Genomic DNA, 13378 nt, shown 5'->3' with positions numbered 1-13378 from the left:
CTGCCGGGGCCAGGTGTCGACCGTGGGTGTACAACCGTGGTCCGATGCCGGGCCGGGCGGGGGTGGCTACGATCGGCGCATGTCCTCAACGCCCTCGTCGCCCCTGCTCAAGCGCGTGCCGCCGGGTTGGTGGGTGGGGTCGGCCTGGTACGCGGGCGTGCTGCTCACCTTCCTCGTGCGGGTCCGGCTGCCCGGCGAGTACGAGCCGTCCGTCCGGGCCGGGGTCGTCTTCTACCGGTGGGACGGTCTGCTGACCCAACTGCTCGCCACGGCCCTGGCGGCCAGTGGCTGCCTGGTGCTGGAGCGGCGTCCGCTGAAGGGTCTGGCGCTGATCCTGGGTGCCTCCGCGCTCGCCACCACCTCGCTGAGCGTGGCGGAGATACCACTCGCCCAGTTCCTGGCCGCCGACGCGGCCCTGTACTTCATCGCGGCCTCCCGGCCGAACAGGACCGGACTCGCCGCCCTCGGCATGTCGCTCGGTGTCGTCGCCGGCTTCCTGGCGCTGCGGCTGCTGGCCGGGTGGCCGGTGGGCACGTCGGCGGGGCTGGTCGTCGCCCTGACCGCGGTCGTCGCCTGGCTGGTGGGCCGCGCGGCGTACGAGGCGCGCCGGCACGACGAGAATCTGAACGCGCGGGCCGCCGAACAGGCGGTAGTTGCGGAGCGGTTGCGCATCGCCCGCGAGATGCACGACTTGGTCGCGCACAGCGTCGGCATCATCGCCCTCCAGGCGGGTGCCGCGGCCCGCGTCGTGCACACCCAGCCGGACGCCGCGCGCGAGGCGATGAGCGCGGTGGAGATCGCGGGCCGCGAGACGCTGTCGGGGCTGCGCCGGATGCTCGGTGCGCTGCGGGAGTCCGAGCCGGGGTACGAGGGGGCGGAGCGGGGGGCCGCGCCGCTGCGCCCGGCGGAGGGTCTCGCCGATGTCGACCGGCTGGCGAGGACCACGACGGCGGCCGGGGTCCGGGTGGATGTGGGGTGGCGGGGCGAACGGCGGCCGCTGCCGCCGGACATCGATCTGTCGGCGTTCCGCATCATCCAGGAGTCGGTGACCAATGTGGTCCGTCATGCCGCCACCGATTCCTGCCGGGTGTCCGTCGGGTACGGCGCCGAGGAGCTCACGATCGAGGTCGCGGACAGCGGCCGGGGTGCCGGCGGTTCCACGCCCGCCGGGTTCGGCCTGGTCGGGATGCGGGAGCGGGTCGCCCTGCTGCACGGCGAGTTCAGTGCCGCCCCGCGTCCGGACGGCGGCTTCCTGGTGACGGCCCGGCTGCCGGTTCCCGCCGCCACGCCCACCTCCGCGCCCACCTCCGCCTCCACCTCCAGCTCCGCGCCCTCGTCCAGCTCCGCCTCCGCCTCTACCTCCAGCTCCGCGCCCTCGTCCAGCTCCGCCTCCGCCTCCGCCGTCGCGCCCACGCCCCCGTCCACCTCCGCGCCCGCCTCCGCCGTCGCGCCCACGCCCCCGTCCGCCTCCGCGCCCGCCTCCGCCTTCACCTCCACCTCCACTGCCGCGCCCGCCCCCACCTCCACCTCCACGCCCGTCTCCACCCCCACGCACACCTCCACCCCCGCGCCCGCGCCCGCCTCCGATGGAGAAGCGGCATGACTGAACCCACGACCGCAGCCGTGGCGCCGATCCGTGTCGTGCTCGCCGACGACCAGCCGCTGGTGCGTACCGCGTTGCGCATGGTCATGGCCGACACCGCCGGCATCGACGTCGTCGGCGAGGCGGGCACGGGCGACGAAGCGGTACGGCTGACCGCCGAACTCGCCCCGGACGTCGTCGTGATGGACATCCGGATGCCGGGGCTGAACGGCATCGAGGCCACCGAACGGATCGCCGCCGGTTCCGGCGCCACGCATGTGGTGGTCCTGACGACGTTCGACGACGACGACTACGTGTACGGCGCCCTGCGCGCCGGCGCGGCCGGGTTCCTGGTCAAGGACATGGCGCTGGACGACATCCTGGCGGCGGTACGGGTGGTGGCCGCCGGGGACGCCCTGATCGCGCCGAGCGTCACCCGGCGGCTGATCAAGGACTTCACGAGCCGCCCCGCCGCCGCCTCGCAGGCGCGGCCGCTCACGGCGATCACCGACCGGGAGCGTGAGGTGCTGGTGCTGGTCGGCAGCGGGCTGTCCAACGCGGAGATCGCCGAGCGGCTCTTCATCAGCGTGGCCACGGCCAAGACCTATCTGACCCGGCTGCTCGCCAAACTCGGCGCCAGGGACCGGGTGCAGCTCGTCATCATCGCGTACGAGGCGGGGCTGGTGTCACCGGCCCGGTGAGGCCGCCCGGGCCCCGGGCCGGGGGCTGCTGCCGGCCCCGCCGGGGCCCCGGTGAACAGGCCCTACAGCCAGCCCTTCTCACGGGCCATCCGGACCGCCTCCGCACGGTTGCGCGCCGCCATCTTCTGGATCGCCATGGAGAGGTAGTTGCGGACCGTGCCCTGGGACAGGTGCAGTGCGGCGGCGATCTCCGCATTGGTCGAGCCGTCCGACGCCGTGCGCAGCACCTCGCGCTCCCGTTCGGTCAGCGGGCTCGCGCCGTCGGCGAGGGCGGCGGCCGCGAGGGTGGGGTCGATGACGCGCTGGCCGGCGAGCACCTTGCGTACCGCTTCGGCCAGTTGGGACGCCGGTGCGTCCTTCACCAGGAACGCGTCCGCGCCCGACTCCATCGCCCGGCGCAGATAGCCGGGGCGGCCGAACGTCGTGACGACGACGACCTTGACGTCCGGGAGGGCGCGACGCAGCTCCGCCGTCGCCTCGATGCCCGTCATGCCGGGCATCTCGATGTCCAGAAGGGCGACGTCGATGGCGTGTTCCCGGGCGGCGGCCAGCACCTCGTCCCCGCGGGCGACCTGGGCGACGACCTCGATGTCGGGTTCCAGGCCGAGGAGCGCCGCGAGGGCCTCGCGCACCATGGACTGGTCCTCGGCGAGGAGGAGTCTGATCATGCTCATTCCGGGGATCCTAGGCCGGAACCGAGCGGAACGCTGAGGACCATGGTGAAGCCTTTGCCCGAGCGGGGGTGGGTGGACCGCGTGGCCAGGGTCCCGTCGACCGTGGCGAGGCGTTCGGCGATGCCGGTGAGTCCGTTGCCCGGCGCCTTACCGGAGGCGCCGCGGCCGTCGTCGGCGACGGTGAGTTCGAGGACCCTGCCGTCGAGCGTCTGGCGTGGGGCGAGGGTGACGGTGCAGCGCCCCGCGCCGCTGTGGCGTACGACGTTGGTGACGGCTTCCCGCAGGGCCCAGGCGAGCACCTCCTCCGGCTTCTCGGGCAGGTCGTCGGGGGCCTCGGCCGGGATGTCGGCGTCGATTCCGGCGGCGGCGAGTGCGGTCCGGGCCCCGGCCAGTTCGCCGGGGAGGGTCGGCCTGCGGTAGCCGGTGACGGCGCTGCGTACGTCCACCAGGGCCTGGCGGCTGACCTGTTCGATGTCGGCGACCTGTTCGGCAGCCCGGTCCGGGTGGTCGGGGAGCATCCGGCCGGCCAGTTCGCTCTTGAGGGTGATCAGGGAGAGGGAGTGTCCGAGCAGGTCGTGCAGGTCCCGGGCCAGCCGCAGCCGCTCCTCGTTGGCGGCGAGCTGGGCGACGGTGGCGCGGGCCTCGCGGAGCTGGATCGTGGTGCGGATCATCTGCCGGACGCCCGTCATCGCGAAGCCGCCGAGCAGCGCCGGGAAGACGAGTGCGGTGACGATCTCGCGGGGGTGTTCGCCGGTCAGGCCGATGGCGACCAGGACGGCGGTGACGACCGGGATCAGCCAGCGGGCGGTCTCCAGGGGCAGGGTGGCCCCGACGGAGACCGAGACGTACACGAACAGCACCAGCCACGGGGTGCCCATCGTCAGGGACAGGACGACGGACAGGACCCCGAGGAAGGCGATCGCGGCGCGGACCCGGACCGGGTCGAGCGCCTTCGATGTGTGGCGGTAGACCAGGAGCAGATAGCTGCCGACGAAGACCAGCAGCCCGAGGGTGCCGAGCGCGGTGGCCCACGGGGTGTGGCCGCCGTCGAGGAGGTCCTTGACGGGCGCGCTCATGAAGGCGAGCCAGATCCCGATCCACAGGGCCTTGATCCCCATCTGCCTGCGGTTCTCCGGCGGGCGCCCGATACCCACGGCCGTCTCGTCCTCGTTCACGCCTTCAGGGTGTCCTTCCGGTAGAGCCAGGCCGCGCCGCCCGCGAAGAGCAGGAAGTAGACGCAGAGGATGGCGACGTCCTTGGCGTGCGGCGCACCGCCCATCTCGACGGCCTGGCCGAGTGCAGCGTACGCGTGGGTGGGCAGCCACTCGGAGACGTTCTGGAGCCACTGCGGGAAGGTCGCGCTCGGCATCCACAGGCCGCCGAGGATCGAGAGCACGAAGTAGATGATCATCGTGATCGGGCGGACCGCGTCCCCGCTGGCGAGGTAGCCGATGGCGACCCCGAGCGCCGCGAAGACCAGCGAACCGGCCCAGATGACCCCGGCCAGGGCGAACCACTGCCACAGGTCGAACCGGACGTGCTTGACGGAGGCGGCGACGAGGAAGACGACGACGATGCAGGGCAGCGTGACCATCGCGGCACTGGCGATCTTCGCCAGGACGTAGCCGCGGCTGGGCAGTGCGGTGAGCCGCAGCTGGCGGACCCAGCCCTTCTCGCGCTCCTTGGCGATGCGTTCGCTGTTGCCCATCAGGACGGCGGTCAGGGCGCCGAAGGAGGCCATCGAGACCATGAAGAAGGACTGCAGGGTCAGATCGGTGTGCGGCACCTTGTCGGTGGTGTTCTGGGTGCCGGAGATCAGCAGGTAGATCACCGACGGGTAGATGACCGAGAAGAACATGAACTTCTTGTTCCGCAGGGTGCGGGTCACTTCGAGCCTGATGAGCGCCCATGAGAAGAAATTCATCATGCGGTCCTGGCCTCCTCGGCCTCGGTGATGGCGACGAAGGCCTGTTCCAGGCCGAGTCCGGCGACCTCGAGCTCGCGCGGGTACAGGCCCAGCCCGTAGACGGCGTGCACGGTGGCGTCGGCGTTGTGCGACTGGATGCGGACGCGGTGGCCGCTGATGTCGAGCGCGGCGAGGAACGGCAGGGCGCGCAGGGCCGCTTCGTCGACCGCGCCCTGAAGCTCGAAGGAGATCCGGCGGGCCCCGGCCATCGCCTTGATCTCGGCGGCGGTGCCGTCGGCGAGGAGCCGGCCCTTGTGCAGGACCAGGACGCGGTCGGCGATCGCGTCGGCCTCCTCCAGGTAGTGGGTGGCGAACAGGACGGTACGGCCCTGATCGGCCTGCTCGCGCATGGTGGCCCAGAAGGCCTGGCGGGCGGTGACGTCCATCCCCGTGGTCGGCTCGTCGAGCACGATCAGGTCGTTGGCCCCGGCGGTGGCGAGGGCGAACCGTACGCGCTGCTCCTGGCCGCCGGAGAGCTTGTTGACCATCCGGCCGGCGATCGGCGCGATGCCGGCCCGGGCCAGCACCTCGTTCACCGGGTAGGGGCTGGGGTGTAGATCGCAGACGAGCCCGACCAGTTCCGCGACGGTGACGTCCTCCATCAGGCCGCCGGACTGCAGCATGGCGCCGACCCGGCCGGCGGCGATGGCCGCCTGCGGGGTCGTACCGAACAGGCGGACCGTGCCGGAGTCGGCGGTGCGCAGCCCGAGGAGGAGGTCGAGGGTGGAGGACTTGCCGGCGCCGTTCGGGCCGAGCAGGGCCACGGTCTCGCCGGGGTACAGGTCGAGGGTGAGTCCGTCGACGGCGCGTACGTCTCCGTAGGCCTTGCCGACCTGGTCGAAGCTGACCACGGCGGTCTTCGCCACGGTGACTTCGGGGGCTGTCGTTGTCATGTGTCCAGCCTGGCGAAGCGGGGGCGCGCCCGGCAGGGTCACGGGTCGTGGATCCGGGATGACAGATGTCATGCCGTACGTGTGAGAGCCGGCCCGCACCCCACTGTCCCGAACCCCACCACCCCGAACCCCGCCACCCCCGAACCTCACCTCCCCGAACGCCACCGCCCCCGGCCGGAAGTCCGGTCGGGGGCGGTGGGTGTGGCGGGTGGGGCAGGGTCAGCCGTTGCCGCCGAGGTCGATCGTGACGGTCCGCTCGGCCTGGGTCTTGCCCATCAGCGCGCCCTTCATGGCGAAGGCCACGTCGTCCGCGCTGAGCTGGTGCTTCGTACCGTTGCCCTTGGTGATCATGATGCCGTCGAAGACGCCCTCGCAGAGGGTGTCGATGGCCTTCTTGTCGTAGTGGTCCACGAGCTTGCCGTCGATCGGCACCATCGAGAGGATCTTCGGCAGCGACTTGGCCGGGCCGAACTGGATCTCCTTCGGCCCTGCCTTGATCGTGATCAGGCCGGACATCGCGGGCTCCGCGAACTCCTTCATCGCCCGGTCGATCTCGGCCTGGCTGATGGTGGGTTCGGTGCTGGTGACGGGCAGCTCGACGATGTTCGCCTTGCCCGTCTGGACCTGGGCGCGGTAGGCGTCGCGTACGGACACCATCGACTGGTTGACGTCGAGCGCCTGGCCCGCCTTGCCCGGGACGGCGACGGCCTTGCCCGGGACGAACTTGACCGTGCCGTCGTTGGCCGAGCCCGAGGCGCCCGCCAGGTCCTTCAGCGCGACGCCGAGCTTCTCCTCGTCGACCGGGATCACCGGGTCGACCGCGCGCCGGCCGCCGAAGAGGGAGCCGATGACGGAGACCGGGTTGTAGTCGCTGCCCGCCGCCGCGCGCACGGTGGCCTGGCTGTCCAGGGAGAGTCCGGCCCGGTCCGGGGCGAGCTCCGACTTCTTGCCGTCCACGCTCAGCTGGAGCGCGGCCTTGGCACGTTCACCGAGTGCGGCGTCCAGCTTCTCGACGCCGTCCTCCTTCGTGCCGCCGCCGATGTCGACGCCGAGGACGGTGGTGCCCTTGGGGACGTCCGAGTGGTTCATCAGCAGCCCGGCGCCGTACGTGACCCCGAGCAGGCAGACGGCCGCCACGGCGAGCAGCACCAGCTTCGAGCGGCCCTTCTTCGCCGGGGCGCTCGTCCGTGCGGGCGCCGGGGCGGGACGGGCGGCGGGCTCGGAGCCCTCGTCGGTGAACCCGCCCGGTCCGGTGCCCATCGGGTTGTCCGGCATCCGCGGGGTGAGGTCCGGACCCCGGAACGGCGACGGGGGCTTCGTGGAACGGCGCTCCGACGGCACGACGGGGATGCCGCTGTTCAGCGTCTCGCCCGAGACGTTGCCGCCGGGGCCGGCGGCGGACGGCGGGAACTGCGGGGTGAGCACCGCGGTGTCGTCGGACATCCGCGGCGGCACGCCGCCCGGCCCGCCGGGGCCCTGCGGACCGGGGCCGGCCTGGCCCGGGGCCGCCGGACCCTGGCCGAAGGGACCGGGTCCGCCGAGGTCCGGGGTGAGGGCAGAGGTGCCGGTGGCCGGTCCCGTGGTGGGGCCGGCCGGGCCCGGCGTACGGACACCGAGGTTCGGCGTGGGGCGCTCCGCCCCCGGGGCGTCGGCGCCGAAGTCCGGGCCGGGCGCACCCGGCTGCGGACCGTCCGAGAAGTAGGGCAGATCGGCGCGGGGACCCGTGGGCGGGGTCACCGGGCCGTCCGGCCGGCCGCCGGGGGCTGCCGCGCCACCGGCGGAGAAGCCCGCACCGTCCGAGGCGCCGCCCGGCGAGGACTTGCGCGGCGCGAACCAGTCGCTGCCGCCCTTCTCCTTGGCCGGCTTCTCCGGGGCGGGTTCCGCCGCGGCGGAACCCTCTCCGGTGCCGGGGCCCTGCGCATCCGGCGTCCCCGGCGCGGAGGCACCCGGGCGCGGGGTGGAGCCGGTGCGCTCGCCGCCGGATCCGTCGGCGTCGCTCATGGGCGTACGCATGACGACCGGCGGGATGGGACGCGAGCCCGGAATGTTGATCCGGATGCGCGTCGTCAGCGTCGTCTCGGTTCTCGGCTCTTCGGGCTGAGGCGGATCCGCAGCCTCCGGGGACTCCTCCGGGGCGTCCTGCGAAGGGTGCAGCGACGGATACTGGCGGGATCCGTACGGCGGCGTACCCGAGGGGTACGCGGCTCCCCCGCGGCCCTGGGGCCCGGAGGACGAACTGTCAGTTTCACGACTCAAAGCAGGTTCTCCCGATTGGCTCCGCCGCCCGTACTTCCCCCGTGCCGCAGGCCGGGGGACGGCTAGGCGCGCGAACCACCATACTGGCCGCGGCCGACAGACACCCCGCGACCGGGGGAAACGGCTGCGCACCCCCCGGACGGACAGGGGGCATTACGGGACCGGACGTGGCACATTACTTGCCAGGTCGGCCGTTGTCGGCCCCCAGTTGGGGCGACCGCGACAGGGTGGCGCAGATCACAGCGACGGCCATCCCGCCCAGCAGGAAGAGGGCGAGGCCCAGTTCGTCACCGAATACGTAGTCCCCCTCAGGTCGTCCCATGAGCAGAACAATGACCGAAATCAGCCATCCCGCGGCGGGCGCCAGAGCCCCCGGCTGCGTCCCCATCAGACGGCGGCCACCGTGGAAGAGGCCGGCGCAGGCGAGCAGCGCGAGCAGCAACCCGCCGGGAAACCAGGCGGCTTGGACCAGCGTCCCGGCGATCCCGACGAGAGCCCCGAGGACCGCGAGGCCCAGCAGCGCGGCGATCCGGCCGGGGTTGAGGGGCGCGGCCAGGCCGGTGGCCGGAATGTCCTTGGGGGGCGCTTCGGTCCGCGTCGCCCGCGACCTGCTGCTCACTGCTCCGCCTCCGGCAGTCCCGCGAAGAGATCCTTCTCGATTGTTCCCTCGGGAGCGCCCGGGGTGCCGCTCACCAATTCGTAGTACTCGGTGGTGAGAACAGGCTGTCCCAGATCGTTCGACAGAGCGAAGAAGGGGCCCTTCAGCGCGATCTGAGTGGCGTGCGCCCGCATGGCCGCGGTCTTCGCCTCCTCGTGTCCGGCGCCGTCGACCTCGGTGGTGATCAGGGTGTCGTTCACCACACCCGGTACGTCGTCGATCGCGGCGATGCCCGGGAAGGCGTCGGGGGCGGTGGCCCGCAGCCGGGCGAAGGCGTCCTCGGCGACCGTGCGCGGCACCCGGTTCCAGTAGATCTTGGCGATGGTGTGCGGGGCGCCGGAGCCGGGGGTGTGCGCGGGGTCGGCGGCCAGTTCCGCTGCCCGCATCGCGACCCGGTGGGCCTGGATGTGGTCGGGGTGCCCGTAGCCCCCGTCGGGGTCGTACGTGACCAGGACCTGGGGGCGCACCTCACGGATCACCTCCACGAGGTACCCGGCGGCCTCGTCGACACCGGCGGACCAGAAGGCGCCGGGGCGGTGGTTCTGCTCGACGCCCGTCATTCCGGAGTCCCGGTAACGGCCCGGACCGCCGAGGAAGCGGTGGTCGGTGACCCCCAGCTCCTTCATGGCCGCCGCGAGTTCACCCTGGCGGTAGGGGCCCAGGGCGTCGTCCCGGTCGGCGGCGAGGTGGGCGAGTGCGGGCGGGATGACCTCGCCCTCCTCGCCGAGGGTGCAGGTCACCAGCGTGACCAGGGCGCCGTCAGCCGCGTACCTGGCCATGGTGGCGCCGTTGTTGATCGACTCGTCGTCGGGGTGCGCGTGCACCAGGAGCAGACGCCGGGCGGGAAGGTCCGTCATGGGGACCACCCTACGAGCCGGGCGCCGGTGTCAGAACTTCATGCCCCCGATCATGCCGGCCACGTTCGTGGTCAGCTCGGAGATGGTGGGTGCGACGGACGAGCTGGCGAGGTAGAAACCGAGCAGCATGCAGACGACCGCGTGTCCGCCCTTCAGTCCGGATTTCCGGATCAGCAGGAAGACGACGATCGCCAGCAGCACCACCGCCGAAATCGAGAGCACCACGACGGTTCACCTCCATCTGTACGGTCGGGGACGGGCAGCACGCATGGAGCCAGCAGGTTCTTACCCACCGAGCGCTACGGATCATAACTATCCGTCGCAACGCATTGATCGGGGCACAGCAGCACGAGGGGCGCACGGACCGGGAGCGGCCGATAGGTTCGGCGCATGACTTCGCCAGAGATCACGTTCCCCAAGCAGTCGGCCCGGACGATGCGTTTCACCCTCGGAGCACCACGCGCGTTCACGGTTTCACCCGACGGTGAACGGGTGGTCTTCCTGCGCTCGGGGTCGGGCACCGACCGCTCGGGCCGGCTCTGGGTGCTGGACCTGAGCGACGGCGCCGCCCCGCGGGAGCGGGTCGTGGCGGACCCGGCGGTCCTGCTGGGCGGTTCGGCGGAGCGGCTGTCGGTGCAGGAGCGGGCCCGGCGTGAGCGGAGCCGCGAGGGCTCGTCGGGGATCGTCGGCTACGCGGTCGACGCGGCCGCCGAACTGGCGGCGTTCGCGCTCTCGGGGAAGGTGTACGTCGCGGAGCTGCGCGCCGGTACGGCGCGTGCGCTGCCCGTGCCCGGTCCGGTGATCGATCCGCGCCCCTCCCCCGACGGACGGCACATCGCCTATGTGTCCAAGGGCGCGCTGCGCGTGGTGGGGGCCGGGGGCGAGGAGGACAGGGCGCTCGCCGAGCCGGAGGACGACCAGGTCTCCTACGGCCTCGCGGAGTTCATCGCGGCCGAGGAGATGCAGCGTTCGCGGGGCTTCTGGTGGTCGCCGGAGTCGGACCGGCTGCTGGTGGCCCGGGTCGACGACAGCCCGGTGCGGCGGTGGTGGATCGCCGACCCCGCGCACCCGGAGCGCAAGCCGGCCGAGATCGCCTACCCGGCGGCCGGCACGCCCAACGCCGATGTGCGGCTCTTCGTCACGGACCTGGCCGGGGAGCGTACCGAAGTGGTGTGGGACCGGACCCGGTTCCCGTATCTGGCGCAGGTGCACTGGTCGTCGGGCGGGGCGCCGCTGCTGCTCGTGCAGGCCCGTGACCAGCAGAGCCAGCTCCATCTCGCGGTGGACCCGGAGACCGGGGCGACCCGGACGGTGCACGCGGACGAGGACCCGGTGTGGCTGGACCTGTTCCCCGGGGTGCCCGCGTGGGCGCCGGACGGGCGGCTCGTGCGGATCGCGGACGAGGGCGGGGCGCGGGTACTCGCGGTCGGCGACCGGCCGCTGACCGGGGCGCAGTTGCAGATCCGGGCGGTCCTGGACATCGGCGATTCGGACATCCTGGTGTCGGCGTCGGCGGGTGAGCTGGCGGCCGCGGCGGAGATCGGCGAGAGCCATGTCTACCGGGTCAACGAGCTGGGCGTGGAGCGGGTCTCGGAGGGCGCGGGCGTGCACTCCGCGGTCCGGTCCGGCGGCGTGACGGTGCTGGTCTCCACCTCCCTGGATCGGCCGGGAACGACCGCGCAGGTGTTCCGGGACGGGAAGCGGCTCGCCACCGTCGCGAACCACGCGGAGCAGCCGGTGCTGTCCGTCCGGGCGCAGCTCACCGAAGGGGGCGCACGCCGAATTCCGTGCGCCGTGATGCTCCCCACCGGCTACAAGGAATCGGATGGTCCGCTTCCGGTCCTGATGGATCCGTACGGCGGGCCGCACGGCCGCCGGGTGGTCGCCACCCACAACACGCATCTCACCTCGCAGTGGTTCGCGGACCAGGGCTTCGCCGTGGTCGTCGCGGACGGCCGGGGCACACCCGGCCGTTCGCCCGGCTGGGAGAAGGCGGTCAAGAACAATCTCACCCGCACCCTCGACGACCAGGTCGAGGCGCTGCACGCGCTCACCGAGCGGTTCCCGCTGGATCTGGACCGGGTGGCCATCCGGGGCTGGTCGTTCGGCGGGTTCCTGGCCGGCATGGCGGCGCTGCGGCGGCCCGACGTCTTCCACGCGGCGGTCGTGGGCGCCCCGGTGACCGACCAGCGGCTCTACGACACCCACTACACCGAGCGCTACCTCGGCGACCCCGCGACGCAGCCGGAGGTGTACGCGGACAACTCGCTGGTCACCGACGAGGGCCTGTCGCACGCCGCCGACCAGGTGCGGCCGATGATGATCATCCATGGTCTGGCGGACGACAACGTGGTGGTCGCGCACACACTGCGGCTGTCCTCCGCCCTGCTCGCCGCGGGCCGGCCGCACGAGGTGCTGCCGCTGAGCGGGGTGACCCACCTGACCCCGCAGGAGGAGGTGGCGGAGAATCTGCTGCTGCTCCAGGTGGACTTCCTGAAGCGGTCGCTGGCGCTCTAGAGAGGGCCGGCTACCAGCCCGGCGGCGGCTGCGAGGGCGGCGGGGGCGGTCCGAAGCCGCCGCCGCCCTGCGGGTATCCGTATCCGGGGGCGGGCGGCTGCCCGCTCCCGTACGGGCCGGGCTCCTGGCCGGGGGGCGGCACGGGGCCGTACCCGGGAGGCCCGTAGGCCGGCGGGCCGTAGCCGGGTCCCTGTCCGGATCCGTACGGGCCGGGGACGTCGGCGAAGCCCCTGGGGGCCAGCACGATCAGCACGGCCACCGCGACGAGGGCCTGGAAGAACCAGCTGACCAGCGTGAGCTGGGTCTCGGTCGGCAGCGAGCCGAAGTGGTCCATCAGCTTCAGGTCCACGGCCCGGACCAGGCCCAGCACCGCTCCGGGCAGCAGCAGCGCGGCGGCCACGAGGCCGAACGGCCGTGCGTGCACGGCGCGGAAGATGGCGCTCACCCCCGCGAACGCGCAGAACAGCACCAGCAGCACGGTGGTCCAGCCGGCCGGCGGATCGATCAGCGCATGCGGCACCTGGTCGCCGCCCACGTACCACTCGGGGAAGATCTCGGGGTACTTCACCACCTGGCGGATCTCCCAGGCGACCAGCACCGCTGCGGCCGCACCCAGCAGCAGGAAGGCCGTGATGCCCGCGCCGATTCCGGGCCTGGTGGGCGCCGGCTCGTAGGAGTCGGCAGGCGGCCTGCGGCCGGCCCCGGCGGTGATGATCAGCGCGATACCCGCCGCGAGTGCCACGAAGGCGCAGATCAGGGCCCGCGAGCGCAGGTCGTCGTCGTACGACGACTCCATCGCCTTGGTGCCGATGTTCCAGAGTCCGGGGAACTGCACGCCGAGCGTGATCACTCCGACGGCGACCAGCACGGTGGCGGCGACCGCGGAGCGCATCGCGGCGAAGGCGGCGGCCACATACACCACGAGGAGGACCACATCGATGGCCGAGGTCGTCGGCAGGACTTTCGGGCGGGCGCCGAGGAACCCGGCCCAATACCGCAGAAGTTGACCGAAATCAGCCCCCTTGGCATCCCGTATCAGCCAACTTGCGACGATCACCGCAAGCACACCGCACAGGACGGCTCCGGTGACTCTTGCTCCCCGCGTGAGTATCACCCGAGCGATACTCCACCGCGCCGGGCCGATCGACAAGGGGGCGATCGCGTCCGCGTCCCTCTCGGGCGACCGGCCGGGGGGCATGAAGCCCTCCGGCCGGTCCACGGCACCCGCACGGCCGTACGCTGTCCATGCTGACGGGTCCGTATATCGGACGTGA

Annotated in this window: 11 protein-coding genes and 1 pseudogene; 3 read left to right on the top strand and 9 right to left on the bottom strand. The window is 72.5% G+C overall.

Translation table 11 applies throughout. From position 1 onward, the window contains the following. Positions 1–79 precede the first annotated feature (79 nt). A pseudogene (locus OG782_RS24710) lies at positions 80–1291 on the top strand (sensor histidine kinase); the annotation flags it as partial. Between the two features lie 308 nt (positions 1292–1599). Then, on the top strand, positions 1600–2283 hold the full coding sequence (locus OG782_RS24705; protein WP_406454436.1) for a response regulator: 684 nt from the start codon (positions 1600–1602) through the stop codon (positions 2281–2283). Positions 2284–2345: 62 nt separating this feature from the next. Here OG782_RS24705 and OG782_RS24700 read toward each other — a convergent pair whose 3' ends face one another. The 8 genes from OG782_RS24700 to OG782_RS24665 form a co-directional block, all read right to left on the bottom strand. Next, a complete protein-coding gene (locus OG782_RS24700; RefSeq protein ID WP_406454434.1) occupies positions 2346–2957 on the bottom strand; it encodes a response regulator in 612 nt (203 codons plus the stop codon). Next, the gene (locus OG782_RS24695; RefSeq protein WP_406454432.1) at positions 2954–4132 is read right to left on the bottom strand and encodes a sensor histidine kinase; all 1179 of its coding nucleotides are present in this window, start codon (positions 4130–4132) and stop codon (positions 2954–2956) included. The genes OG782_RS24700 and OG782_RS24695 overlap by 4 nt, the downstream gene beginning before the upstream one ends. Then, a complete protein-coding gene (locus OG782_RS24690) occupies positions 4129–4884 on the bottom strand; it encodes an ABC transporter permease (protein WP_406454430.1) in 756 nt (251 codons plus the stop codon). Before OG782_RS24690 ends, OG782_RS24695 begins: the two co-directional genes overlap by 4 nt. Beyond that, a complete protein-coding gene (locus OG782_RS24685; protein ID WP_406454428.1) occupies positions 4881–5816 on the bottom strand; it encodes an ABC transporter ATP-binding protein in 936 nt (311 codons plus the stop codon). The genes OG782_RS24690 and OG782_RS24685 overlap by 4 nt, the downstream gene beginning before the upstream one ends. Positions 5817–6035: 219 nt before the next feature. Further along, positions 6036–7817 carry a hypothetical protein gene (locus tag OG782_RS24680; RefSeq protein ID WP_406454426.1) on the bottom strand — a complete coding sequence of 594 codons (1782 nt, stop codon included), beginning with the start codon at positions 7815–7817 and terminating at the stop codon, positions 6036–6038. 430 nt (positions 7818–8247) lie between these two features. Further along, the gene (locus tag OG782_RS24675) at positions 8248–8691 is read right to left on the bottom strand and encodes a DUF6113 family protein (RefSeq protein ID WP_406454424.1); all 444 of its coding nucleotides are present in this window, start codon (positions 8689–8691) and stop codon (positions 8248–8250) included. Further along, entirely contained in the window at positions 8688–9587 is a 900-nt protein-coding gene (gene mshB / locus OG782_RS24670; protein WP_406454422.1) for an N-acetyl-1-D-myo-inositol-2-amino-2-deoxy-alpha-D-glucopyranoside deacetylase, read from the bottom strand. The genes OG782_RS24675 and mshB overlap by 4 nt, the downstream gene beginning before the upstream one ends. A 30-nt stretch (positions 9588–9617) precedes the next feature. After that, complete coding sequence (locus tag OG782_RS24665; RefSeq protein WP_326738529.1) at positions 9618–9812, bottom strand: hypothetical protein; 195 nt, start codon at positions 9810–9812, stop codon at positions 9618–9620. 210 nt (positions 9813–10022) lie between these two features. Here OG782_RS24665 and OG782_RS24660 point away from each other — a divergent pair, with 210 nt between their 5' ends. Beyond that, positions 10023–12104 carry a prolyl oligopeptidase family serine peptidase gene (locus OG782_RS24660; RefSeq protein ID WP_406459255.1) on the top strand — a complete coding sequence of 694 codons (2082 nt, stop codon included), beginning with the start codon at positions 10023–10025 and terminating at the stop codon, positions 12102–12104. Between the two features lie 10 nt (positions 12105–12114). On the opposite strand, the gene OG782_RS24655 is transcribed toward OG782_RS24660, so the two are convergent. Next, on the bottom strand, positions 12115–13161 hold the full coding sequence (locus tag OG782_RS24655) for a hypothetical protein (protein ID WP_406454420.1): 1047 nt from the start codon (positions 13159–13161) through the stop codon (positions 12115–12117). Positions 13162–13378 lie beyond the last annotated feature (217 nt).

Source organism: Streptomyces sp. NBC_00876 (genome assembly GCF_045207435.1).
Classification (GTDB): Bacteria; Actinomycetota; Actinomycetes; order Streptomycetales; family Streptomycetaceae; genus Streptomyces.
Note: the sequence above shows the minus strand (reverse complement) of the source record. Positions and strands in the feature narration are given on the sequence as shown.